This is a genomic window from Pseudomonas sp. HN8-3, from assembly GCF_020790195.1.
Lineage (GTDB): Bacteria > Pseudomonadota > Gammaproteobacteria > Pseudomonadales > Pseudomonadaceae > Aquipseudomonas > Aquipseudomonas synxantha_A.
In genome coordinates, this window is the sequence record NZ_CP086206.1 from 4,904,469 (window position 1) to 4,927,243 (window position 22,775).

Consider the following 22,775-nt stretch of genomic DNA (forward strand, 5'->3'; position numbering starts at 1 on the left):
GTCTTATCTGTCTATCAGGCGTGCATCACGGGCAGCACTGGGTTAATCGTCGAGGCGCTCTTCTAGCTGGCGCACTTCGTAGGTGAGCTTGTCGAGGAACTGCATACGCCGCATCAGGCGCTCGGCCTGTTCACGTTGCGCAGCATCATCCCAACAGGCCGCAAAGCTTTCGTTGAGCTCGTCCTGGGCAGTTTTCAGACGACGTTTGAAGACCGCGACACCCGCCACATCGGCTTCGTCCTGCAGATCTTCGAGCTCTTCACGCCATTGCATCTGCTGCATCAGGAAGTCCGGGTCATGCACGGTGACTTCCATCGGCAACTCACCGCCCTTCATCGCCAGCAAATAGCGCGCGCGTTTGGGGGGGCTTTTGAGCGTCTGATAGGCTTCGTTGAGGCTGGCCGATTGCTCCAGGGCCAGGCGTTGCTCACGCTCGGAAGCGTCGGCAAAGCGGTCCGGATGCACCCCACGCGCCAGTTCTCGATAGCGCGTGGCAAGCTGCTCGAGGTCCAGCCGAAAGCTCGGCTGCAGCTCGAATAAAGCGAAATGACAAGGAGTACCCACGAGTAGCCTCAGATGTTGAAGCTTTCGCCGCAGCCACATTCACCGCGCACGTTGGGGTTGTTGAACTTGAAGCCTTCGTTCAACCCTTCCTTGACGAAATCGAGCTCGGTGCCGTCCAGGTAGGTCAGGCTCTTGGGGTCGATGATCACTTTCTCGCCGTGACTTTCGAACACCTGGTCCTCTTCAACCACCTCGTCGACAAACTCCAGCACGTAGGCAAGGCCGGAACAGCCCGTGGTGCGTACACCCAGACGAATCCCCTCACCTTTACCGCGCCCATTCAGGGAGCGGCGAATGTGCTGCGCAGCCGCTTCTGTCATGCTGATAGCCATCGTTGACTCCTTACTCGTCGCCAAATGCTTAGATCAAGCCTTTCTTCTGCTTGTAGTCGCGAACCGCCGCCTTGATGGCGTCTTCAGCGAGTACGGAGCAGTGGATTTTCACTGGCGGCAGGGCCAGTTCTTCGGCCAGCTGGGTGTTGCTGATGGTGACAGCCTCATCCAGGGACTTGCCTTTCATCCACTCGGTCGCAAGGGAACTGGAGGCGATGGCCGAACCGCAGCCATAGGTCTTGAACTTGGCATCTTCGATAATGCCCTGTTCGTTGACCTTGATCTGCAGGCGCATCACATCGCCGCACGCCGGAGCGCCGACCATGCCGGTGCCGACATCAGGATCTTCCGCGTTCATCTTGCCGACGTTGCGCGGGTTTTCGTAGTGGTCGATGACCTTTTCGCTGTAAGCCATGGTACTGAATCCTCACTCATCAGGGCCGCTCTGGAACCCTGTAGAAACGCCTGCGTTTACCGCCACGTTCCTACAGAGCTTGGGTGGCGGCTTCTATATTTAGTGTGCCGCCCACTCGATCTTGGAAATATCGACACCGTCTTTGTACATGTCCCACAGCGGCGACAGAACGCGCAGCTTGTTGACGGCTTCGCAGACCTTCTGCGCGGCATAGTCGACTTGCTCTTCAGTGGTGAAGCGGCCGAACGTAAAGCGGATCGAGCTGTGTGCCAGTTCGTCGTTGCGGCCCAGGGCGCGCAATACATACGAAGGCTCAAGGGATGCCGAGGTACAGGCCGAACCGGACGAGACCGCCAGGTCCTTGAGCGCCATGATCAGCGACTCGCCTTCGACATAGTTGAAGCTCAAATTCAGGTTGTGCGGTACACGGGCAGTCATGCTGCCGTTGATGTACAGCTCTTCAAGGTTCTCGACCTGCTTGTAGAAGCGATCACTCAGGGCCTTGATACGTACGTTTTCGGCAGCCATGTCTTCCTTGGCTACGCGGAAGGCTTCACCCATGCCGACGATCTGGTGGGTCGCCAGGGTGCCCGAACGCATGCCGCGTTCGTGGCCGCCACCGTGCATGGTCGCTTCGATGCGCACGCGTGGCTTGCGGCTGACGTAGAGAGCGCCGATGCCTTTAGGGCCGTAAGTCTTGTGGGCCGAGAACGACATCAGGTCGACTTTCAGCTTGGACAGGTCGATATCGACCTTGCCGGTAGACTGAGCAGCGTCGACGTGTAGCAACACACCCTTGGAGCGCGTCAGCTCGCCGATGGCGGCGATGTCGTTGATGGTACCGATTTCGTTGTTCACGTGGATCACGGAAACCAGGATGGTGTCTTCACGCATCGCGGCTTCGATCATCGCAGGGGTGACGATACCGTCGGTGGTGGGCTCAAGGTAAGTCACCTCGAAACCTTCACGCTCCAGTTGGCGCATGGTGTCGAGGACAGCCTTGTGCTCAATCTTGGTGGTGATCAGGTGCTTGCCCTTGGTTGCGTAGAAATGCGCCGCACCCTTGATAGCCAGGTTGTCGGACTCGGTAGCACCGGACGTCCAGACGATTTCACGCGGGTCAGCGTTGACCAGATCAGCGACCTGGCGACGCGCGTTCTCGACCGCTTCCTCGGCCTTCCAGCCGAATACGTGGGAACGGGAGGCCGGGTTGCCGAAGTTTCCGTCAACCAGCAGGCATTCGCTCATTTTTTGCGCAACACGCGGATCAACCGGGGTGGTCGCTGAGTAATCAAGGTAAATCGGCAATTTCATGGACTTTCTCCTAAATCAGGCTGGCTGGCACGCCGTTAGCTCTTCGGCTGTCACTCGACGGCGGACGCTTCGATCTTGTCCAGACGCGGCGCCTTGGTATTGCAACGGCGCTGGTCCTGACGCTGGGCTACTTCTTGCACCTCACGGCGAGTCACAAGATCAGCCAAGCTGATACCACTCAAAAACTCATGGATCTGCAGGCTCAAGTCACACCACAAGTGGTGTGTCAGGCAGGTGTCGCCGGCGTGGCAATCACCCAAACCCTGGCATTTGGTGGCATCGACGGATTCGTTGACCGCGTCGATCACCTGGGCCACCTGAATGCCCTGCATGTCGCGGGACAATTGATAGCCACCACCTGGACCACGAACGCTGGAAACCAGATTGCTGCGGCGCAATTTGGCGAACAGCTGCTCGAGGTAGGACAGGGAAATGCCTTGGCGCTCGGAGATATCGGCCAGGGACACCGGCCCAGTTTGCGCGTGCAGGGCCAGGTCAAGCATGGCGGTCACCGCGTATCGGCCTTTTGTAGTCAGTCTCATGGACAAGTACCAAGGTGTTTCAGAATGGGAGCAAGTATGCGATTCCCGAGTATTTAAGTCAACTATAAGACCTAGTACTTTAGTCAGGAATACCCGTAAAAAGGGCGCGCGAATCATAGCAGGATGGGGTGGGATGGACCAGCGGGAACAGGGCCTGGCAGAGATCTCGAGACCAATGGAGATCAAAATGTGGGAGGGGGGCTTGCTCCCGATGACTGAATGTCAGTCACTTATCAGTTAGCTGACCCACCGTTATCGGGAGCAAGCCCCCTCCCACAGGGATCTCTGGCGGCCTTGGGACTTCAGCTTGCCTTGGTGGCGGCCTCGTCCTTGATCTCGGCGAAGTCCTCTTCGCGCAACTCAGGCAGATCCTTCGCACAGTATGGGCTGCCCAGATCCTTCAGCGCACCACACATACCGTCCAGCTTGCCGTCCACTGCTTGCAGATGATCAAGCAGCTGACCAATGGCGCGAGCCACCGGATCGGGCATGTCTTCGCTGACGCCATAGGCGTCAAAACCGATCTTCTCGGCCATGGCCTTGCGCTTGGCCTCCTGCTCGTCGCCGACCTCTGGTTTGACGATGATGCGACCCGGAATACCCACCACAGTGGCGCCAGCAGGTACAGCCTTGGTCACCACGGCGTTGGAACCTACCTTGGCACCGGCACCCACGGTAAAGGGCCCCAGCACCTTGGCGCCCGCCCCCACCACCACACCATTTTCCAGGGTCGGGTGACGCTTGCCTTTATTCCATGTAGTACCGCCCAGGGTCACACCTTGGTAAAGCGTCACGTCATCACCGATCTCGGCGGTCTCGCCTATGACAATACCCATGCCATGGTCGATAAAGAAGCGACGGCCCACCTTGGCGCCCGGATGAATCTCGATGCCGGTCAACCAGCGACCGAAGTTCGACACCAGCCGGGCCAGCCATTTCCAGCCCATGCCCCACAAGGCGCCGGACAGACGGTGAATCCAGATCGCGTGCAGGCCCGGATAGCAGGTCAGCACTTCAAAGGCGTTGCGCGCCGCCGGGTCACGATGGAAAACACTCTGGATATCTTCTCGCAAACGCTCGAACATTTTTAATCCTTCCGCTTAAGAAGCTCACCACGGGCCGCTTTCTGGGTTTCCGTGAGGATGCCACGCAATATATTCATCTCCGCCCGGCTCACCGAGCTGCGACCGTACAAACGACGCAGGCGCGCCATCAAGTGCCGTGGCTTTTCAGGATCGAGGAATTCGATGGCCACCAGGGTTTGCTCCAGGTGCTCATAGAACCGCTCCAGCTCGTCCATGGTGGCCAGCTCACCACTTTTGGTCGACGCCACTTCGTCCTTTTCCACTTTGCTCGGCTGGCCGGCAGCAGCCAGCCAGGCCATGCGCACTTCGTACGTCAACACTTGCACCGCCGCCCCGAGGTTCAGCGAGCTGAACTCAGGGTCTGAGGGGATATGCACGTGATAATGACATCGCTGCAGCTCTTCGTTGGTGAGGCCGGAATCTTCACGGCCAAATACCAAGGCAATTTCGGCACCGCCGATGGCCTCTTCCACCACTTTGGTGCCGCACTCACGCGGATCCAGCAGCGGCCAGGGGATACGCCGATCGCGAGCGCTGGTGCCGAGCACCAGGTTGCAGCCGACCAGAGCCTCTTCCAGGGTGGCGACGATCTGGGCGTTTGCCAGCAGGTCATTGGCGCCGGATGCACGGGCATCGGCCTCGTGGTGCGGGAACACCCGCGGTTCGACCAGCACCAGGCGCGTCAGCCCCATGTTTTTCATGGCTCGCGCCACCCCGCCGATATTGCCGGGATGACTGGTATTGACCAAGACGACACGAATGTTTTGCAGCAAGGGAGGCGCTCTCGGACACGGGAAAGGGGAGCAAATCTTACAGAACAGCCTAAGGTTATGCCATGAAAGCTAACGTCGTCCTTCACCTGAGGAAAGTTTCTGCTAGAATGCCCGGCTTTCTTTAACAACCTTAGGTGACACATCCATGCAGCCCATGCTGAATATCGCGCTGCGCGCCGCCCGCAGCGCCAGTGAATTGATCTTCCGCTCCATCGAGCGCCTGGATACCATCAAGGTCGACGAAAAAGACGCCAAGGATTATGTATCCGAGGTGGATCGCGCCGCCGAACAGAAGATCATCGACGCCCTGCGCAAGGCCTACCCTACCCACGGCATCCTCGGCGAAGAAACCGGCCTGCACAAAGGTAGCGGCGAAGGCGAAGACTACCTGTGGATCATCGACCCACTGGATGGCACCACCAACTTCCTGCGCGGCATCCCGCACTTTGCCGTGAGCATCGCCTGCAAATACCGTGGCCGCCTGGAACACGCTGTTGTGCTGGATCCGGTGCGCCAGGAAGAGTTCACCGCCAGCCGTGGCCGTGGCGCCCAGCTCAATGGTCGTCGCTTGCGCGTCAGCGGTCGCACCAGCCTGGAAGGCGCCCTGCTGGGCACCGGCTTCCCGTTCCGTGACGACCAGATGGACAACCTGGAAAACTACCTAGGCATGTTCCGTGCCCTGGTTGGCCAGACCGCCGGTATCCGCCGCGCCGGTGCAGCCAGCCTGGACCTGGCCTATGTCGCCGCCGGTCGTTTTGATGCATTCTGGGAATCGGGCCTGTCCGAGTGGGACATGGCAGCAGGCGCCCTGCTGATTCAGGAAGCAGGCGGCCTGGTGAGCGATTTCACCGGCGGTCACGACTTCCTGGAGAAAGGCCACGTGGTTGCCGGCAACACCAAATGCTTCAAGGCCGTACTGACGGCGATCCAGCCGCACCTGCCGGCTTCGCTGAAGCGTTAAGCGAGCGAGCACAAAAAAGCACCCCTAGGGGTGCTTTTTTTATGCGTGGGATTTAGCAAAAAACCAATTCCAACTGCTCAATACAATCCAATGTGGGAGCTGGCTTGCCTGCGATGACGGGCTGCCAACCAAGTGATTAGTTGCTGACCCACCGCTATCGCAGGCAAGCCAGCTCCCACATTTGGATCGAAGCCAGGCCTGGGGATTACTGCTGGTTCTGACCCAGGATCAGACGACCTTCTTTGTCGACTGGAATCTGGCCGCCTGGATCACGCTCCATACGCACAGTCCCTTCCTTGCCATCCAGATTGTAACGCACGTCATAACCGACAACCTTGTCGCTGATGTCGTTAACAGTGTTACAGCGGGTTTGCGTGGTGGTGTAGGTATCACGGTTCTGCATGCCTTCCTGAACCTTGTTACCGGCGTAACCGCCACCGACCGCACCGGCCACGGTGGCCAGTTTCTTACCATTACCGCCACCGATCTGGTTGCCCAACAGGCCACCTGCAAGGGCGCCGACCACGGTACCGGCGATTTGATGCTGATCCTGCACCGGACGTTGCCGGGTCACAGTGACGTCCTTGCAGACCTCACGCGGGGTTTTGATCTGGGTTTTAACCGGCTGTACCGCCAGTACTTGCGCATACTCAGGGCCGCTTTTTACCAGGCTGTAGGTGGCAACAGCACCCCCGGCAGTCACACCGACAGCACCCAATACCGCACCAACCAGCAACGACTTGTTCACGTTGAACCTCCTGACCATCACAAACGGATCGAAAGATCCGCGCTATACCCAGCCTTGGAGCAAAAAAAAAGGCGCGAGTTCAATACTCGCGCCCTTCTTGTAACAGCCGATCAACTAACGCCCATCAAGGGCGGTCGTCGACCTCCTTGCCAGTAGCAGCAGGAGGGATCAAGTCTTCGCTGTTGAGGTTGAGCCAGATCAGCACCACGTTGGCAATGTAGATCGACGAGTAGGTACCCGCCAGAACACCGATGAACAGCGCCAGCGAGAAGCCCCACAGGTTGTCGCCCCCGAAGATCATCAGCGCGGCGATCGCCAGCAAGGTGGAGATCGACGTCGCCATGGTCCGCAGCAGCGTCTGGGTGGTGGAGATGTTGATGTTCTCGATCAATGTCGCCTTGCGCAGCACCCGGAAGTTCTCACGAACCCGGTCGAATACCACGATGGTGTCGTTGAGCGAGTAACCAATGATCGCCAGCACGGCCGCCAATACGGTCAGGTCGAAGGTGATCTGGAAGTAGGCCAGGATCCCCACGGTCACGATCACGTCGTGGATCAGCGACACAATGGCGCCGACACCGAACTTCCACTGAAAGCGGAAGGCCAGGTAGATCATGATGCCGACCAGCGCCATCAGCATGCCGAGGCCGCCCTGGTCGCGCAGCTCTTCACCGACCTGCGGGCCGACGAACTCGACGCGCTTGACCGATGCCGGGTTGTCGCCGCCGACCTTCTGCAAGGCCTCCGCTACCTGGTGACCCAGTTGCGGGTCTTCGCCAGGCATACGCACCAGCAGGTCAGTAGTGGCGCCGAAGCTCTGCACCACCGCCTCGTGATAGCCGGCCTTGACCAGCTCATTGCGCACCAGGGTGACATCGGCCGGCTTCTCGTAGGTCAGCTCGATGAGCGTACCGCCGGTGAAGTCCAGCCCGTAGTTCAGGCCCTTATGGAACCAGCTGAACAACGCCAGAACGGTAAGGAGCACGGTGACGCCGAACGCAACGTTGCGAACGCCCATGAAGTTGATTGTACGTAACATGGCAGCCCCTTAAATCCACAACTTCTTGAAGTCACGCCCGCCAAAGATCAGGTTGACCATTGCGCGGGTCACCATGATGGCCGTGAACATCGAGGTAAAGATACCCAGGGACATGGTCACCGCAAAACCTTTGACGGGGCCGGTGCCCATGGCAAAGAGAATCCCGCCGACCAGCAAAGTGGTCAAGTTGGAGTCGAGAATCGCGGTAAATGCCCGGCCGAAGCCTTCGTTGATAGCACGCTGCACGGTCATGCCGGCGGCGATCTCTTCACGGATACGCGAGAAGATCAGCACGTTGGCGTCAACCGCCATACCCATGGTCAGCACGATACCGGCGATACCCGGCAAGGTCAGCGTCGCGCCCAGCAGCGACATCAGCGCCAGCAGCATCACCATGTTGCCCGCCAGTGCGACGGTGGCGATAACGCCGAAGAAGCGGTAGATGGCGATGATGAACAGCGACACGAACAACATGCCCCACAGCGCCGCATCCACACCCTTGGTGATGTTGTCGGCACCCAGGCTCGGGCCGATGGTACGCTCTTCAGCGAAGTACATCGGCGCCGCCAGGCCACCAGCACGCAGCAGCAGCGCCAGCTCGGAGGACTCACCCTGGCCGTTCAGGCCAGTGATGCGGAACTGCGCACCCAGCGGCGACTGGATGGTCGCCAGGCTGATGATCTTTTTCTCTTCCTTGAAGGTCTGCACCGGCACGTCTTTCTCGACGCCGTTGACCATCTGCTTGGTATAGGTGGTAACGGGGCGCTGCTCGATGAAGATCACCGCCATGCTGCGACCGACGTTGCTGCGCGTGGCGCGGCTCATCAGTTCGCCACCGTGGCCATCCAGGCGGATGTTCACTTCGGGCGTACCGTGCTGCGAGTCGAAACCGGCCTTGGCATCGGTCACCTGGTCACCAGTGATGATCAAGCCACGCTCGATCAACGCAGGAGGACGATTGCCCTCGCGGAACTCGAACTCTTCGGAGGTCGCACGAGTGGCACCCGGCTCAGCTGCAAGGCGGAATTCCAGGTTGGCGGTTTTACCAAGGATACGCTTGGCTTCAGCAGTGTCCTGTACACCCGGCAACTCAACCACGATACGGTTGGCGCCCTGGCGCTGCACGATCGGCTCGGCCACACCCAGCTCGTTGACGCGGTTACGTACCGTGGTCAAGTTCTGCTTGATGGAGTACTCGCGGATCTCGGCGATCTTGGCCGGGCTCATCGCCAGGCGCAACACAGCCTGACCATTCAAGTCGGCCGGAACGATGTCGAAGTCATTGAAATTCTTGCGGATCAGCGCACGGGCCTGCTCGCGGGAAGCTTCGTCAGCAAAACCCAGCTGGATGGCACCGTTGAGCTGCGGCAAGCTGCGATAACGCAGTTTCTCTTTGCGCAGCAGGCTCTTCACGTCGCCTTCATAGACTTTCAGACGCGCGTCGAGGGCCTTGTCCATGTCGACTTCCAGCAGGAAGTGCACGCCACCGGACAAGTCCAGGCCCAGCTTCATCGGGTGCGCGCCAATGCTGCGCAGCCATTGAGGCGTGGTCTGTGCCAGGTTCAATGCAACGACGTAGTCGTCACCCATGACCTTGCGTACAACGTCCTTGGCCGGCAATTGGTCTTCTTGCTTGGTCAGGCGCAACAAGCCGCCTTTGGAACCAGCTGCCAAGGTTGCCGCTTTAACCTGGATGCCCGCGTCAGTCAGCGCTTTGCTAGCGCGTTCCAGATCAGCCTGATTGACCTGCAGCGAAGTGCTGGCGCCAGAGATCTGGATCGCCGGGTCATCAGGATAGAGATTGGGAGCGGAATAAATAAAACCGATCGCCAGCACCGCCAGGATCAGTACGTATTTCCACAGAGGGTATTTGTTCAGCATCACGCCGCCCGCTTATAACGCGGGGCGCCTTGCGCGCCCCGTCGATTGGTAAAGGTTGTTACTTAGATCGCTTTGAGCGTGCCCTTAGGCAGCGTGGCGGCGATGGCGCCCTTCTGGAACTTCATTTCTACGGTGTCGGAGACTTCCAGTACCACGAAAGCATCGGAAACCTTGGTGATCTTGCCGGCGATGCCGCCAGTGGTCACGACTTCGTCGCCTTTTTGCAGGCTGCCCAGCAGGTTTTTCTGCTCTTTGGCGCGCTTGGCCTGTGGACGCCAGATCATCAGGTAGAAGATGACCAGGAAGCCGACCAGGAAAATCCACTCGAAACCACCGCCCATAGGGCCGGCAGCAGCAGGCGCAGCGGCGTCAGCCATGGCGTTAGAGATAAAAAAGCTCATTTAGCACTCCAGTTGCAAATAGTGAATCTTAGGGTCGGAAAACTCAGTCCAAGGGCGGCACAGGGAGCCCGCGCTTGGCATAGAAGGCATCGACGAAGGCGGCCAATGTACCCTGTTGAATAGCCTCGCGCAAACCAGCCATCAGGACTTGGTAGTGACGCAAATTGTGGATGGTATTCAACATGCTACCCAGCATTTCCCCGCACTTGTCCAGATGATGCAGATAGGCACGGGAGAAGTTCTGGCAGGTGTAGCAGTCACAGGTGGGATCCAGCGGCGAATCATCATGGCGATGGAACGCGTTACGGATCTTGAGCACGCCTGTATCGATGAACAGATGCCCATTGCGGGCATTACGGGTTGGCATCACGCAATCGAACATGTCCACACCGCGGCGCACACCCTCTACGAGATCTTCCGGTTTGCCAACGCCCATAAGGTAACGAGGTTTGTCAGCGGGCATCAGGCCCGGCAGGTAGTCGAGCACCTTGATCATTTCGTGCTTGGGCTCGCCCACCGACAAACCGCCGATGGCCAGGCCGTCGAAGCCGATCTTGTCGAGGCCTTCCAGCGAGCGTTTACGCAGGCTTTCGTGCATCCCGCCCTGGACAATCCCGAACAGGGCCGCGGTGTTGTCACCATGGGCGTTCTTCGAGCGCTGGGCCCAACGCAGGGACAGCTCCATGGAGATGCGCGCCACGTCTTCGTCAGCCGGGTAAGGCGTGCACTCGTCGAAAATCATCACGATGTCGGAGCCCAAGTCGCGCTGGACCTGCATTGACTCTTCCGGGCCCATGAACACCTTGGCACCGTCCACCGGCGAGGCGAAGGTTACGCCCTCCTCCTTGATCTTGCGCATGGCGCCCAGGCTGAATACCTGGAAACCACCGGAGTCGGTGAGGATCGGGCCTTGCCACTTCATGAAGTCATGCAGATCGCCGTGCTTTTTGATCACTTCCGTGCCCGGGCGCAGCCACAGGTGGAAGGTGTTGCCGAGGATAATCTCGGCACCGGTAGCGACGATGTCGCGCGGCAACATGCCCTTGACGGTGCCGTAGGTGCCGACCGGCATGAACGCCGGGGTCTCCACGGTGCCGCGCGGGAAGGTCAGGCGACCGCGACGGGCCTTGCCGTCGGTGGCCAACAATTCAAACGACATACGACTCATAGTTGTTCCTCTGGGCCGCGTGGCGCCGGGTTACGGGTGATAAACATCGCATCACCGTAGCTGAAAAAACGGTACTCGTTGGCAATGGCGGCCTGGTAAGCAGCCATGGTTTGCGGGTAACCGGCAAATGCCGACACCAGCATCAAGAGCGTGGATTCGGGCAAATGGAAATTGGTGACCAGGCAATCGACCACATGGAATGGCCGGCCCGGAAAAATAAAGATATCAGTGTCACCACTGAACGGCTTGAGCACGCCATCACGCGCCGCACTTTCAAGTGATCGTACGCTGGTGGTGCCCACGGCCACCACTCGCCCGCCGCGCGCCTTGCACGCATTGACCGCGTCCACGACGTCCTGGCTGACCTCCAGCCATTCGCTGTGCATGTGGTGGTCTTCGATGTTCTCCACACGCACCGGCTGAAACGTACCGGCCCCCACGTGCAGCGTCACATAGGCCGTCTCGACGCCCTTGGCGGCAATCGCATCCAGCAGCGGCTGGTCGAAATGCAGCCCGGCAGTCGGCGCCGCTACAGCGCCGAGGCGCTGTGAGTACACCGTCTGATAGCGCTCGCGGTCCGCGTCTTCGTCGGGGCGGTCTATATAAGGAGGCAACGGCATATGGCCGACGCGATCCAGCAACGGCAGCACTTCTTCGGCAAACTTGAGCTCGAACAAGGCATCGTGGCGCGCAACCATCTCGGCTTCGCCACCGCCATCAATGAGGATGCTCGAACCCGGCTTGGGCGACTTGCTGGAGCGCACATGGGCCAGCACACGATGGCTGTCCAGCACCCGCTCCACCAGAATTTCCAGCTTGCCGCCGGAAGCTTTCTGGCCGAACAGCCGCGCCGGAATCACCCGGGTGTTGTTGAAAACCATCAAATCGCCCGGGCGCAAATGCTCAAGCAAATCAGTGAATTGACGGTGTGCGAGGGCACCGCTGACCCCGTCCAGGGTCAGCAGTCGACTGGCGCGACGCTCGGCCAAAGGGTGGCGAGCGATCAGCGAATCAGGGAGCTCAAAAGTAAAGTCAGCAACGCGCATGATGGGGTTCGTCTAGCAGGGCCGGGAAGTCTAGCGGAAATAGTGAAAATAGACCATGAAACGTGATTGACCAACGGTAATCTCATCTCTATACTTCGCCGCCATTGAGCCCTGATGGCGGAATTGGTAGACGCGGCGGATTCAAAATCCGTTTTCGAAAGGAGTGGGAGTTCGAGTCTCCCTCGGGGCACCATCTTAAAGAAAGACCTTGAAATTCAAGGTCTTTTTTTTCGCCTGTGAAAAAGTGCCGGGCGTGGCAGTGGGGGGTTAGTGAGACCATGGAATTGATGCTTGAAGCGGTTGCACTGTTCGCCCTGAAGCTGGCGCATGAAACCGAGGACGGCAGCCCGCTGCTGCGCGATGATCCTGCAATGGATGGCTATGAGCGTGAAGTGTTTGGGTTGTTGGTGCGCCAGGGAAACTTGGCTGAGATCCAGTTGAAGCTCGATGAGTGCATCACCCAGGCGTTGATTGCATTGGGTGGAGCGGACAGCGTGCTCGGGCGTGAATTGCTAAAGCTATCCACCCCTGTGCAAAACATCTCTCGCCTTGATGAGTTGATCTGCCCGCTGACCGTTCTAAAGGGCTATCTGAAAGATGTGCAATGAATCGGTGATCAGCATAACGGCCAGGTACACCATCAATACCGCCACCCCTGCATCCAGCCAACGCCAGACCGCTGGCTTGCGAAACAATACTGTCAGCCGCTGACAGCACAGCGCCAACACCACAAACCACACGAGTGATGCCGTCATGGCGCCTGTCGCGAACAGTGCCTGTTGGCCCGCAGGTTTCGTGGCCCCGATAGAACCAATCAGCACCACGGTATCCAGCCATGCATAAGGGTTGGCAAAGCCGAGTATGACCGCCGAGCGCAACAGCCCTCTTTGCGAATTGCCGCCTTGAGCATCCGGCATGGACTGATCCCGGATACAAGCCAACAGACGCTGGCCACCAAACCAAAGCAGATAGGCCGCTCCGGACAATAGCAATAGCGCCATCACCTCAGGCCGACTTCCCAATAACGACCCTAAACCCGTGACCCCGAAAGCGATCAGGAAAATATCGGCCAATACGCAAATGGCGACAACGCCCCAGATCGGCCCGCGACCGACACCTTGGCGGATCACCAGGGTGTCTTTCGGGCCTGGGGCGGCGAACAGTCCGATGCCCAAGAGCAAACCTTCGATGTAAAGGGCATTGAAGTGAGGAAACATGGACTGTTCGAGCCCTCCAGGACTATTTAGCGCAGTTGAATCGGCTGATTACCGAAACCGGTATGACGAGCATTCACCGTGCTGCCCAGGTCAATGGGTTTCTGGCGGTAAAAGGTCGTCAGCAACTGGTCCGGATTGGGGTTTGCAAAGTAAATCAATGAGCTTCTGGCGACCGGTTTGCTGGGCGCAAGTACAGCATGGTAGGCGGCAGGCACGGCATGATCGGAGAGCTCTGTCAGCAAGGAGCCGGCCAGCACCGCGACCTCGTTCTCCAGAAGGCGTACAGGTTCCAACGATCGTCCCTTCATCAAGACCAGCCCTTCGCGGGTAGGCTTGATAAACGAAAGCATATGCCCGTCTTCATGAGGATCCTGAGCAAATTTACGAGAATGGTCTTTGGCCTGTGGACCGTAGACACACAACTGGATATACGATGCCGCGCGAAAGGGGGCCAAGGGTGCCACGCCAAATTCCTCGCAAATGCCATCCATCACCCCCTGGGCCAACTCGCTCATCTGTCGTTCAAAACTGCCGACTGCGGCAACGAAAGTACTTCGGGTGAATTCGAAAGCGGTTCTTTTTGAAGCGTGCGCGGGCCAGTAACAAAACCGCTCGCACAGGTCAGGGTGATCCTCGACAAGGGAGTACTCGGCGCCAAAAGGGAAAAACCCATCCGTGTCCTGGGCAAAGGAAAATTCATCCTTGATGGCCTGGGGAATGGCCGAATACCCATCGATGATCTTTTTGTAGTCCTGCAACATCGCATCAGGAATTTGCAGAATGCCAAAGCCTGATCGGGCTATGGATTCGCAGCATGCTTTTAATCGAGACATAGCTATACCCAAAGATAGTTGTAAAGGAATGCAACACACACTAGGTTCGCAAGCATGCGAGAAACCGCGACACTGGATATAGCCAAACAGAAAGGGACCGATCCATGTCCTTCACAACGGCGCTAGCAGGTTGCGAGTGTGCAGGGCTCACTACACGCAACGGCGAGCAAGTTGTCCTTTTTGGCGAACAAGATGATGATTTTTCAAGGACGGGGATCAACGTACGGATATGAGCATCAAAACCCGCGACACACTCCGAGCACTGGTCGTAAGACGCAGCCGGGAACTGGGCAAATCCATGACAACCCTGGCCAAGGAAGCCGGTATTTCGCGTACCTATCTTTACGGATTAGCGGGTGGCATTTCACAGGATCCCTCGGTACGCACCCTGATCAAACTGGCCAAGGCGCTGCAGGTGTCCCCGTTATTGCTGTTCCGCTACTTCGCCGATTTGGCAGGCGCACCGGTCGATACCCATTCAATGGCAACCACCAACCGAGCCATCGGCCTGCATGATCTTGGCGACATTGTGGTGTTTAACGCCGACGTCACCACGCCCGACCAAACCGTCGTGCTGCCTGGCGAAACGTTTCAGAAAACCTGGGAGATCCAGAACGTCGGTACCCGCCCCTGGCGCGGTCGACGATTGGTTCGAGTGGACGGTGAATACGTCATCGCCCGTCGCACGGCTACAGGCGAGCCCCTGGAAGTGGTGATGGACAGCCACCTGCGCAGCCTTAACAACGAGGTACCGATTGCCGAAACCCTGCCCGGCCAACCGGTGCATATCACCGTAGAGTTTGGAGCGCCGAAAGAGACCTGCACGGTCACTTCGATATGGCGTATCGAAGATGAACACGGGCGCCCCTGCTATGGACCTGCATTCATCCTGCATGTGATTGTCAATGTCATGGCACGCTGAAAGCAGCCTTATTTGCGCCCTTCCACCGCCATCCGTACTGCCAACCCCATCAACACTGACCCCATCACCCAGCGCTGCACCACCTGCCACCCCGGCCGAGTCACGAAGAACACCGCGATGGAGCCGGCCATACAAGCAATCACCGCATTGACGCTGACGCTGATGAAAATCTGCAGAGAGCCCAACACCAACGATTGCAACAGCACGCTGCCATGGCCGTTCGGTTCAATGAACTGGGGCAGCAGCGACAGATACATCACCGCCACCTTGGGATTGAGCAGGTTGGTCACCACGCCCATGGTGAACAACTTGCGCGGGCTGTCCTTGGGCAAGTCCCGCACCTGAAACGGTGAACGCCCGCCCGGCTTGACCGCCTGCCACGCCAGGTACACCAGATACAGCGCACCGCCGAACCGCAGCACGTCGTAGGCAAGCGGCACCGCCATCACCAGCGCGGTGATACCCAGCGCCGCGCACACCATATAGATCAAAAAGCCCAGCGCCACCCCGCCAAGTGAGATCAGCCCTGCGGTGCGCCCCTGGCAGATCGAGCGGGAAATCAGGTAAATCATATTCGGCCCGGGCGTGAGCACCATGCCGAGTGAAATCAGGCCGTAGGCAAGCAAGCTGGATATATCGGGCATTGTTTAGCTCCTGGATTTTTATGCTGCCGGCGTAAAATCCTTCGCCAGCACTGTAGTGTTACGCGCCATGCTAGAGCCTTGCAGGCTCAGCCGTTAGATACAGATCCGCGAGCAAAACGCCATACACCAGCGGCACCCTTCAACCAGGACAGGCACATGATCGACTTCAACAACAAAGGCTTCTTCAAGCTCAAACAAAACAACGAATACGCCGAACGCGTTTCGGCCCTGCTGATGGACGGCGAAGAAGTGGTCGACGCGTACAAGGCCATGCGCGACGGCGTGGTCTTCACCACCAAGCGCATCATCGCAGTGAACGTGCAGGGGATTACCGGCAGCAAGAAGGACTTCACTTCGCTGCCGTACAAAAACATCGTGGCGTATTCAGTGGAAACGTCAGGGACGTTTGATCTGGATTCGGAGCTGGAGATTTACTTTTCGTCGCTGGGGAAGGTGAAGTTCGAGTTCACTGGGAAAACCTCGATTGTGGAGATCTCGCGGCTGATTTCAAAGCATCTGCTGACCTGAACCTTGGGCAAAAAAAGACCTTGGCGCACCAAGGCCTTTTTTTTGCCTACACGATTCAACAGATGTACCAGATCATAATGTGGGAGGGGGCTTGCTCCCGATGGCGCCCTCCCATGAATACATGATCCGCCGAACACTTGAAAACTCACACCCCACGCCTGCGCAAATATCTGCGATACCAACCCACTCCCAGCAACACCGTAGCCAGCATCACAACCCCATTACCCACCAACCAAAATCCAAAATTTCGATTCTGTTGCGCATCCCCCTCATAAAACGGCCCGAAATAAGCCGACACTGCCACAACCAATCCGTTAAACACCGTCAGCGCCACCACAACCATCCCGATCACAAAGAGCACGCCCTTAACCACCTTCATATGACTTTCCGAAACCATATCTCCCTGGACTCGTGATAGTCCGAGAACGTCCCCTCAATCGAAAGCCCCAACTGAATACGCGGATAACTCAGCCAATTCGTCAACCGCCGCCCATTCCAAAGGTCAATGTGGTCACCACTGCGATTGCCAGACGTCTCATTCCCTCGGCGCCAAAAGTCTTTGAAAAAGATAATGCCTTGCTGCCCCGCCAACACCTCTTCGAAATCCTCAGGTTTTATCTTCTTCGGGCGCTGCAAACCGGGGATATTCGCGTCACTTAGAGCTTTGGCCATCTCCTCAGCTGCCAACACATGGCCCTCACTCTTGGCATGCTGCCAACAATAGCGCACACCTCTCTACCTGCTCAGGTCGGCGCCTGACCTGCGCAGTGCTACGCCCAGGTTAATGGCGCATTGGTCACTGAAATTTTTGGCGCCGTTGGTTCTACAAGGGGCGGCGTCTCCGAAGATTTCCGGATGGTTTTTCCATAGGGAGTTGAACGTCAGCATTAAGCGCTTCCATCGCGTATTTTTCACACGAACGTAGCAAACGCTTTGCCGCTAATACTGAGGTCAGTCGCAAATCAGAACGGTCCTACTTGCGTGTAGGCTTTGGATGCAGGCCAAGGCTCATAATGTTAATGAAAGGCCTAAAATCACGTGCTGTGAAACATGAGGACGGGTGCATTTGTCCTGGTTATATTCAAGGCGCCTGTAAATCAGCAAATGGTGCACAAGTGACCCGAACATCCATCATCAAAATAGACCTGAGCCGCATCCAAAACCCCAAAGAACTTCACGCCACACTGTGCACTTCACTCAACTTCCCCAACTGGTATGGCCGAAACTGGGATGCCTTTTGGGACGCCATCAGCGGCTTGGTAGAAATGCCGGAGACGCTTGAGTTTTCTGGTTGGGATATTTTTTCAGAGCACCTACCCCACGATGCCAAGATGCTGCGGCAGTGCTTGGCTGAGCTTGCGACCCATTACCCGGAGCTTGCGTCGCGGGTTCGCTATTGATGCTTGAGCCTAATGACAACCGACGGCGATACCTTAAGCCGAACCCAGTTCAATGTGGGAGCCTGCGCTTAACTGACTGGCATGACGGCAAGCCCCGCCACCTTCTGATCGCGTTGTGCCCGGTGGTAGCCGTCAGCCTGGGCAGCTCACTTGGGCTGGAATGTATCTAAGTACGCCAAGATATTTTCAATCTTCTGCGGATCACTGATTCCCCAGAAAATCATCCGCGTCCCACTTACCACCGATTTCGGGTCTTCGATGTAGGCCGTTAGTTTGTCCCGCGTCCAAACCACTCCCGAATTCTTCATCGCATCCGAATACTGATAGTCCGGGGTCGTACCGGCAGGTCGGCCGATAATGCCGTTCAGCTGCGGCCCAAAACCGCCGCGTGCACCTTCACCGATGCTGTGGCAGCCGCCGCAGGTCTTGGTGAAGAGTTTGCCGCCCGCTTCGGCGTCGCCAGCTGCAAACGCGGGTGCAGCGACAACGGTGAGGGCGAGGGTCAATAACACGTACTTCATCAGGGTCTCCCTATGGGTTATTGCCGTCAATTATGCCTGCTTGAACGGCCGCTCCCCCAGCCGTTCCACCAGGCGCACCAGATAACCGTCCGGGTCTTGCACGATGAACTGGCGCTGCCCGGCCTCTACGTCGCCCGCGCGGTACCAGGCATCCTCGACGTTACGGAACAACGGGCGGCCGATCTCCGACAGGCGCCGCAAGATAGGCGCTATGGCAGGCACGTCGATTTGCAAGTTGATGCCACGCCCGAAAGGCTGCTGCAAGGGCGCGGTCAACCACTGCCCGGCGTGCGGCTCGTATTGTTCCAGCATGATTTGCGCACCGTGCAGGTCGAGGTAGGCAAAGCCTTCTTCAGCGCGCTGATAGGCGATGCCGAAACCCAACTGGTCAACCCAGAATGCCAGGCTGGCACCGAGGTGGGTAACGATGAGTTCTGGCACGAGGGGATTACGCTTAAACATGGCATTCCTTGGACGTCGCAGTGGCGCTTACCTTAACGGATTATCGTGCTGACGGCGTGGGGCAAGACCACATGCTGGAACCAGCCGAATGACCACCCATCGTTTAAAAAACATCCAATCGAACCTATATACCCAACCCCCACTCCACCTTACTGAACCCCTGATGGTGGAGTAAGGATCATGGCTCAGCCATCGATTTTAGTATTGGAAGACGACGAGATCATTCGGGCGTTAATGGTGGATGTGCTGGAGGATTTCGGTGCGGTGGTGACTTCATTCCCTTCGGCGGATGAAGGGATGATTTATCTGGAGCGGGGCGACGACCCTGTGGACTTGATTGTCAGTGATATTCAAATGCCCGGCCTGCTCAATGGCTACGACTTGAGCCGCGTAGTGGCTCATCGCTGGCCTGAGGTGCAGGTGGTGCTGACTTCCGGCAATACGAAGATCGCCACTCAATTGGGCAGCTCGGTGCGGTTTCTGCCTAAACCATGGAGCACCGATCACTTGCTTGAGTGCGTGCAAACGGCGTTGACCCAGCAGGGACCGCCCATGCATTGATAGCGTCGCGATATCATCCGGACCGAACTCGTGGCGTGCCGTGGGGTCATTTGGAATACAGGGAGCGACTTTTCTGATCCACTGGTCAGCCTTTTCGCTTCTTGCGCTCAGCTGACGACAACGAGTTGTGTAGAATTGTCGCCCATTTTCATGCGTCATTCCTGGCCGACAGGCCCACAGTTCGAGCTCATTGAATGCACTCACAGGCCCATGACGTTGGTGCGCCATCCTTGCTGGAAACGTTACGCACGGGTACCGGCCTGTTGCATGTCGCGTTGGAAAAGCGTTTGCCGTTTTTTTCCGAACGCCTGGATGCCCAGTGGTATCGGCGATTGCTGCAGGCGTACTACGGTTTTTATCAACCCATGGAGGCGGCGCTGTACGACGGTGGCCTGATTCCGGATGGAATTGATATTGCGTCACGTGTGAAAACGCCGACGCTGGTTAACGATCTGCGCGCTCTGGGCCTGGATAGTCCCACCCTAGATGCCCTTCCCCGCTGCACCCAACTCCCCGCGCTGGACACTCCTGCCGCTTGCCTCGGCGCCCTGTATGTACTGGAAGGTGCAACGCTCGGCGGCCAGGTATTACGCCGGGAGATGGCGTCACGCCTGGCGATCGAAGCCGACAACGGCGGTGCGTTTCTCGATGTCTACGGTGCCGAGACCGGCCGGCGCTGGAAAGACTTTCTCGACTACCTGGCTCATCAGCCACTGGATGCGAGCGCTCGAGCGCGCGCAGTGATGGCTGCCCGGTCCACTTTCAGCGGCTTTGAGCAATGGCTCGAACGCCAGGAGGTACTGCTATGAAACCCGAAGATTTTGAAGAGCTGCTTGCCAACTGTGCCGACGAGCCCATCCGCTTCCCCGGGGCAATCCAGCCTCATGGCGTGTTGCTGACGCTGTCGGAGCCTGAGCTGAACATCATTCAGGTCAGTGCCAACGTCGGCACCTTGTTCGGCCACACGCCCGAGGCCTTGTTGAATCAACCGTTGCACACGTTGATTGGCAGTGAACACGCTCAGGTGGTGCAGTCGATGGCCGAGCACAATACCTTTATCGACGCCCCACCCCTGCATGTCACGCTCAACGGTGCTCAGTTCGAAGGTTTGCTGCATCGTCATCAGAACGTGCTGGTGTTGGAATTCGAACCCTTGCTCGCGGATTTCAAACCCCAGGTACGCAATGGTCTCACCAGCAACCTGAGCAAAATGCTGCAACGCCTGCAATCGGCCAAGACACTGCAAGCGCTGTACGCCATCAGCGTGGATGAAATCCAGGCCATGACCGGTTATGACCGAGTGCTGATCTATCGCTTCGAAGACGAAGGCCATGGTCAGGTAATCGCTGAAGCCTCGACGCCGGCCATGGAATTATTCAACGGCCTGTTCTTCCCCGCGTCCGACATCCCCGAACAAGCCCGTGAGCTGTATCGCACCAACTGGCTTCGGATCATCCCGAATGCGTCCTACGAACCCGTACCGCTATTGCCAAAATTGCGCCCGGACACCGGCCAACCGCTGGACCTGAGCTTCGCTACCCTGCGCAGCGTGTCGCCGATTCACTGCCAATACATGCAGAACATGGGCGTGTTGTCGTCCATGAGTATTTCGCTGATGAAGGGCGACAAACTCTGGGGCCTGATCAGCTGCGGCAACCGCGAGCCGCTGCTGGTGCCGAACGATCTGCGTATGACCTGCCAGACCATCGGTCAGGTGCTGTCGTTGCAGATCAGTGCCATGGAAGCCTTGGAGTTAAGCCGCCAGCGAGAGGAGAAAGTCGAAACCCTGGCGTTACTTGATCGGGCGATGAAAGCCAGCGACGACAATGTGTTCGACAGCCTGGCCCACCACGGTAAAAAACTGATGGACCTGACCTTGTCGGGCGGTGTGGCGATCATCGAAGACAAGCAGTTGCACCGTTACGGCAACTGCCCGGAACCAGCGCAAATCCGGGCGCTGCACAAGTGGCTGCAAACGCTGGGCCAGCCGGTATTTTCCAACCACAACCTGGCTTCGGTGTACCCACCGGCCGCCGAGTATCAGGCGGTGGCCAGTGGTGTGCTCGCCATGAGCCTGCCCAAGCCTGTGGATAACGGTGTGTTGTGGTTTCGCCCGGAAGTCAAAGAGAACATCAATTGGAGCGGTGACCCGAGCAAGCCGCTAAATCTGGAAACTTCTGACACTGGCCTACGCCTTCGCCCACGCACGTCGTTTGAAATCTGGAAAGTGGAAATGGCCGGCATTTCCACCAAGTGGAGCCACGGCGACCTGTTTGCCGCCAATGACCTGCGCCGCTCGGCCCTGGAAAATGACTTGGCCCGCCAGGTGCTGCGCGAACAACAAGCGGTGCGTGCCCGTGACGAGCTGGTCGCAGTGGTTTCCCACGACCTGCGCAACCCGATGACAGTTATTTCCATGCTCTGCGGCATGATGCAGAAAGCCTTCAGCTCCGACGGCCCACACACCTCACGGCGGATTTCCTCGGCCATCGACACCATGCAACAGGCCGCCGGGCGCATGAATGTGCTGCTGGAGGACTTGCTCGACACCTCGAAAATCGAAGCCGGACGCTATGTGGTCAAGCCAGTTGCGCTGGACGTCAGCCAGATATTTGAAGAGGCATATTCGCTGCTGTCGCCACTGGCCTCGGAAAAAGGTATCGACCTGTCGTTCAACGCCGAGCCTGGCCTGCAGATCAGCGCCGACCCGGAGCGCTTGTTCCAAGTGCTGTCGAACCTGATCGGCAACGCCATCAAATTCACCCCCCGCCAGGGCAACATCGGTATCAGCGCCATGAGCAACGGCGAAGAGATCGTGTTTTCGGTACGCGATTCCGGTGAAGGCATTGCGCCGGATCATTTGCCCCATGTGTTCGACCGCTATTGGACCCAGTCCGAGAACAATCCCACCGGCAGCGGGCTGGGGCTGTATATCACCCAGGGGATTGTCCAGGCCCATGGTGGTCGGATCGAAGCCGACAGTGAATTGGGGCGCGGCAGTGAATTCAGGTTTACGGTGCCTAAGCCTGCTTGAGACACACCAAATTCCTACTAGCCAAACATATGGTTACCTATGGCCGGGAACGAAAAACCCGGCCAGCCTCACTCAATCAGTGCGCACTCAAAGGGAGTATTGATGCGACAACAGTCCTCCAATTGAGTAAGGGGTTTTACCATGTTCATCGGCAATTCGTTTCACAGCTTCAGCTATAACATCCAGCAAGGCTTAAAAGATAACCAGCCTCCAGCCAATCCCGCACCAACTTCTTCGCCGCTTGACGGCCCCCCACAGGGGCAGGACACGCAACCAAAACCCAAAGGTTCGGGTATGACCTCTCTCGGAGGAGGCAAACTGACTTAAACCGTTACGGGTCACCGGCAACAAGTGCAGTGCAGTGCAGCGCACCGCGCTGCACTT

29 protein-coding genes and 1 tRNA gene are annotated in these 22,775 nt (G+C 57.9%); 10 read left to right on the forward strand and 20 right to left on the reverse strand.

Annotation, left to right across the window (positions count from 1 at the left end):
- Window positions 1-42: 42 nt before the first annotated feature.
- From hscB to trmJ, 7 genes are all read right to left on the reverse strand, one after another.
- Window positions 43-564 (reverse strand): co-chaperone HscB, encoded by a 522-nt coding sequence (hscB, locus tag LJX92_RS21760; protein WP_005791186.1) that lies wholly within the window; start codon window positions 562-564, stop codon window positions 43-45.
- An 8-nt stretch (window positions 565-572) separates the two neighbouring features.
- On the reverse strand, window positions 573-896 hold the full coding sequence (gene iscA / locus LJX92_RS21765; protein ID WP_003209680.1) for an iron-sulfur cluster assembly protein IscA: 324 nt from the start codon (window positions 894-896) through the stop codon (window positions 573-575).
- A 28-nt stretch (window positions 897-924) separates the two neighbouring features.
- Complete coding sequence (gene iscU / locus LJX92_RS21770) at window positions 925-1,311, reverse strand: Fe-S cluster assembly scaffold IscU (protein WP_032879603.1); 387 nt, start codon at window positions 1,309-1,311, stop codon at window positions 925-927.
- A 99-nt stretch (window positions 1,312-1,410) separates the two neighbouring features.
- Window positions 1,411-2,625, reverse strand: coding sequence for an IscS subfamily cysteine desulfurase (locus LJX92_RS21775; RefSeq protein WP_003194019.1), 1,215 nt, complete (start codon window positions 2,623-2,625; stop codon window positions 1,411-1,413).
- Between the two features lie 50 nt (window positions 2,626-2,675).
- Window positions 2,676-3,167, reverse strand: coding sequence for a Fe-S cluster assembly transcriptional regulator IscR (gene iscR, locus LJX92_RS21780; RefSeq protein ID WP_003194020.1), 492 nt, complete (start codon window positions 3,165-3,167; stop codon window positions 2,676-2,678).
- Between the two features lie 302 nt (window positions 3,168-3,469).
- Entirely contained in the window at window positions 3,470-4,252 is a 783-nt protein-coding gene (gene cysE / locus LJX92_RS21785; RefSeq protein ID WP_032879602.1) for a serine O-acetyltransferase, read from the reverse strand.
- A gap of 2 nt (window positions 4,253-4,254) precedes the next feature.
- Complete coding sequence (gene trmJ / locus LJX92_RS21790; RefSeq protein ID WP_032879601.1) at window positions 4,255-5,025, reverse strand: tRNA (cytosine(32)/uridine(32)-2'-O)-methyltransferase TrmJ; 771 nt, start codon at window positions 5,023-5,025, stop codon at window positions 4,255-4,257.
- Between the two features lie 145 nt (window positions 5,026-5,170).
- Here trmJ and suhB point away from each other — a divergent pair, with 145 nt between their 5' ends.
- Complete coding sequence (suhB, locus tag LJX92_RS21795) at window positions 5,171-5,986, forward strand: inositol-phosphate phosphatase (RefSeq protein ID WP_005791195.1); 816 nt, start codon at window positions 5,171-5,173, stop codon at window positions 5,984-5,986.
- Window positions 5,987-6,191: 205 nt separating this feature from the next.
- Here the strand turns inward: suhB and LJX92_RS21800 are convergent, their stop codons facing one another.
- The 6 genes from LJX92_RS21800 to queA form a co-directional block, all read right to left on the reverse strand.
- Window positions 6,192-6,734 (reverse strand): glycine zipper 2TM domain-containing protein, encoded by a 543-nt coding sequence (locus tag LJX92_RS21800; RefSeq protein ID WP_005791197.1) that lies wholly within the window; start codon window positions 6,732-6,734, stop codon window positions 6,192-6,194.
- A gap of 124 nt (window positions 6,735-6,858) precedes the next feature.
- Entirely contained in the window at window positions 6,859-7,773 is a 915-nt protein-coding gene (gene secF, locus LJX92_RS21805; RefSeq protein WP_032879600.1) for a protein translocase subunit SecF, read from the reverse strand.
- Between the two features lie 9 nt (window positions 7,774-7,782).
- Window positions 7,783-9,654, reverse strand: a complete 1,872-nt coding sequence (secD, locus tag LJX92_RS21810) for a protein translocase subunit SecD (RefSeq protein ID WP_032879599.1) — start codon at window positions 9,652-9,654, stop codon at window positions 7,783-7,785.
- 62 nt (window positions 9,655-9,716) lie between these two features.
- Entirely contained in the window at window positions 9,717-10,055 is a 339-nt protein-coding gene (yajC, locus tag LJX92_RS21815) for a preprotein translocase subunit YajC (RefSeq protein ID WP_003175975.1), read from the reverse strand.
- A 43-nt stretch (window positions 10,056-10,098) separates the two neighbouring features.
- Window positions 10,099-11,214 carry a tRNA guanosine(34) transglycosylase Tgt gene (gene tgt, locus LJX92_RS21820; RefSeq protein ID WP_032803964.1) on the reverse strand — a complete coding sequence of 372 codons (1,116 nt, stop codon included), beginning with the start codon at window positions 11,212-11,214 and terminating at the stop codon, window positions 10,099-10,101.
- Between the two features lie 5 nt (window positions 11,215-11,219).
- Complete coding sequence (gene queA, locus LJX92_RS21825; protein ID WP_032879598.1) at window positions 11,220-12,269, reverse strand: tRNA preQ1(34) S-adenosylmethionine ribosyltransferase-isomerase QueA; 1,050 nt, start codon at window positions 12,267-12,269, stop codon at window positions 11,220-11,222.
- A gap of 108 nt (window positions 12,270-12,377) precedes the next feature.
- Here queA and LJX92_RS21830 point away from each other — a divergent pair.
- Window positions 12,378-12,462, forward strand: a tRNA-Leu gene (locus LJX92_RS21830).
- 85 nt (window positions 12,463-12,547) lie between these two features.
- A complete protein-coding gene (locus LJX92_RS21835; RefSeq protein ID WP_148852663.1) occupies window positions 12,548-12,877 on the forward strand; it encodes a hypothetical protein in 330 nt (109 codons plus the stop codon).
- Here the strand turns inward: LJX92_RS21835 and LJX92_RS21840 are convergent.
- Entirely contained in the window at window positions 12,848-13,486 is a 639-nt protein-coding gene (locus tag LJX92_RS21840) for a LysE/ArgO family amino acid transporter (protein ID WP_005791208.1), read from the reverse strand. The two genes, LJX92_RS21835 and LJX92_RS21840, sit on opposite strands and share 30 nt — an antisense overlap.
- Window positions 13,487-13,512: 26 nt before the next feature.
- Window positions 13,513-14,319, reverse strand: a complete 807-nt coding sequence (locus tag LJX92_RS21845) for a 2OG-Fe(II) oxygenase family protein (RefSeq protein WP_032879594.1) — start codon at window positions 14,317-14,319, stop codon at window positions 13,513-13,515.
- A gap of 229 nt (window positions 14,320-14,548) precedes the next feature.
- Between LJX92_RS21845 and LJX92_RS21850 the strand changes: the two genes are divergently transcribed.
- The gene (locus LJX92_RS21850; RefSeq protein WP_005791214.1) at window positions 14,549-15,241 is read left to right on the forward strand and encodes an NBR1-Ig-like domain-containing protein; all 693 of its coding nucleotides are present in this window, start codon (window positions 14,549-14,551) and stop codon (window positions 15,239-15,241) included.
- Window positions 15,242-15,249: 8 nt separating this feature from the next.
- Here the strand turns inward: LJX92_RS21850 and LJX92_RS21855 are convergent, their stop codons facing one another.
- Window positions 15,250-15,885, reverse strand: coding sequence for a LysE family translocator (locus tag LJX92_RS21855; protein ID WP_032879592.1), 636 nt, complete (start codon window positions 15,883-15,885; stop codon window positions 15,250-15,252).
- Window positions 15,886-16,041: 156 nt separating this feature from the next.
- Between LJX92_RS21855 and LJX92_RS21860 the strand changes: the two genes are divergently transcribed.
- Entirely contained in the window at window positions 16,042-16,413 is a 372-nt protein-coding gene (locus tag LJX92_RS21860; RefSeq protein WP_032879590.1) for a PH domain-containing protein, read from the forward strand.
- A 145-nt stretch (window positions 16,414-16,558) separates the two neighbouring features.
- On the opposite strand, the gene LJX92_RS21865 is transcribed toward LJX92_RS21860, so the two are convergent.
- Window positions 16,559-16,792, reverse strand: coding sequence for a hypothetical protein (locus tag LJX92_RS21865; RefSeq protein WP_032879588.1), 234 nt, complete (start codon window positions 16,790-16,792; stop codon window positions 16,559-16,561).
- Window positions 16,789-17,085: a T6SS effector amidase Tae4 family protein gene (locus tag LJX92_RS21870; RefSeq protein WP_266105156.1), complete on the reverse strand. Its 297-nt coding sequence runs from the start codon at window positions 17,083-17,085 to the stop codon at window positions 16,789-16,791. The genes LJX92_RS21865 and LJX92_RS21870 overlap by 4 nt, the downstream gene beginning before the upstream one ends.
- A 443-nt stretch (window positions 17,086-17,528) precedes the next feature.
- On the opposite strand from LJX92_RS21870, the gene LJX92_RS21875 reads away from it, so the two are divergent.
- A complete protein-coding gene (locus tag LJX92_RS21875) occupies window positions 17,529-17,813 on the forward strand; it encodes a barstar family protein (RefSeq protein ID WP_228309925.1) in 285 nt (94 codons plus the stop codon).
- A 146-nt stretch (window positions 17,814-17,959) separates the two neighbouring features.
- On the opposite strand, the gene LJX92_RS21880 is transcribed toward LJX92_RS21875, so the two are convergent.
- A complete protein-coding gene (locus tag LJX92_RS21880; RefSeq protein WP_078822265.1) occupies window positions 17,960-18,334 on the reverse strand; it encodes a c-type cytochrome in 375 nt (124 codons plus the stop codon).
- 30 nt (window positions 18,335-18,364) lie between these two features.
- Window positions 18,365-18,796, reverse strand: coding sequence for a bleomycin resistance protein (locus LJX92_RS21885; protein ID WP_228308944.1), 432 nt, complete (start codon window positions 18,794-18,796; stop codon window positions 18,365-18,367).
- A 180-nt stretch (window positions 18,797-18,976) separates the two neighbouring features.
- Here LJX92_RS21885 and LJX92_RS21890 point away from each other — a divergent pair, with 180 nt between their 5' ends.
- The 4 genes from LJX92_RS21890 (at window position 18,977) to LJX92_RS21905 (ending at window position 22,718) form a co-directional block, all read left to right on the forward strand.
- The gene (locus tag LJX92_RS21890; protein WP_032879577.1) at window positions 18,977-19,357 is read left to right on the forward strand and encodes a response regulator; all 381 of its coding nucleotides are present in this window, start codon (window positions 18,977-18,979) and stop codon (window positions 19,355-19,357) included.
- Between the two features lie 194 nt (window positions 19,358-19,551).
- Entirely contained in the window at window positions 19,552-20,166 is a 615-nt protein-coding gene (locus tag LJX92_RS21895) for a biliverdin-producing heme oxygenase (RefSeq protein ID WP_032879575.1), read from the forward strand.
- A complete protein-coding gene (locus tag LJX92_RS21900) occupies window positions 20,163-22,391 on the forward strand; it encodes an ATP-binding protein (protein WP_228308945.1) in 2,229 nt (742 codons plus the stop codon). Before LJX92_RS21895 ends, LJX92_RS21900 begins: the two co-directional genes overlap by 4 nt.
- A 141-nt stretch (window positions 22,392-22,532) precedes the next feature.
- Complete coding sequence (locus tag LJX92_RS21905; protein ID WP_146097887.1) at window positions 22,533-22,718, forward strand: hypothetical protein; 186 nt, start codon at window positions 22,533-22,535, stop codon at window positions 22,716-22,718.
- Window positions 22,719-22,775 lie beyond the last annotated feature (57 nt).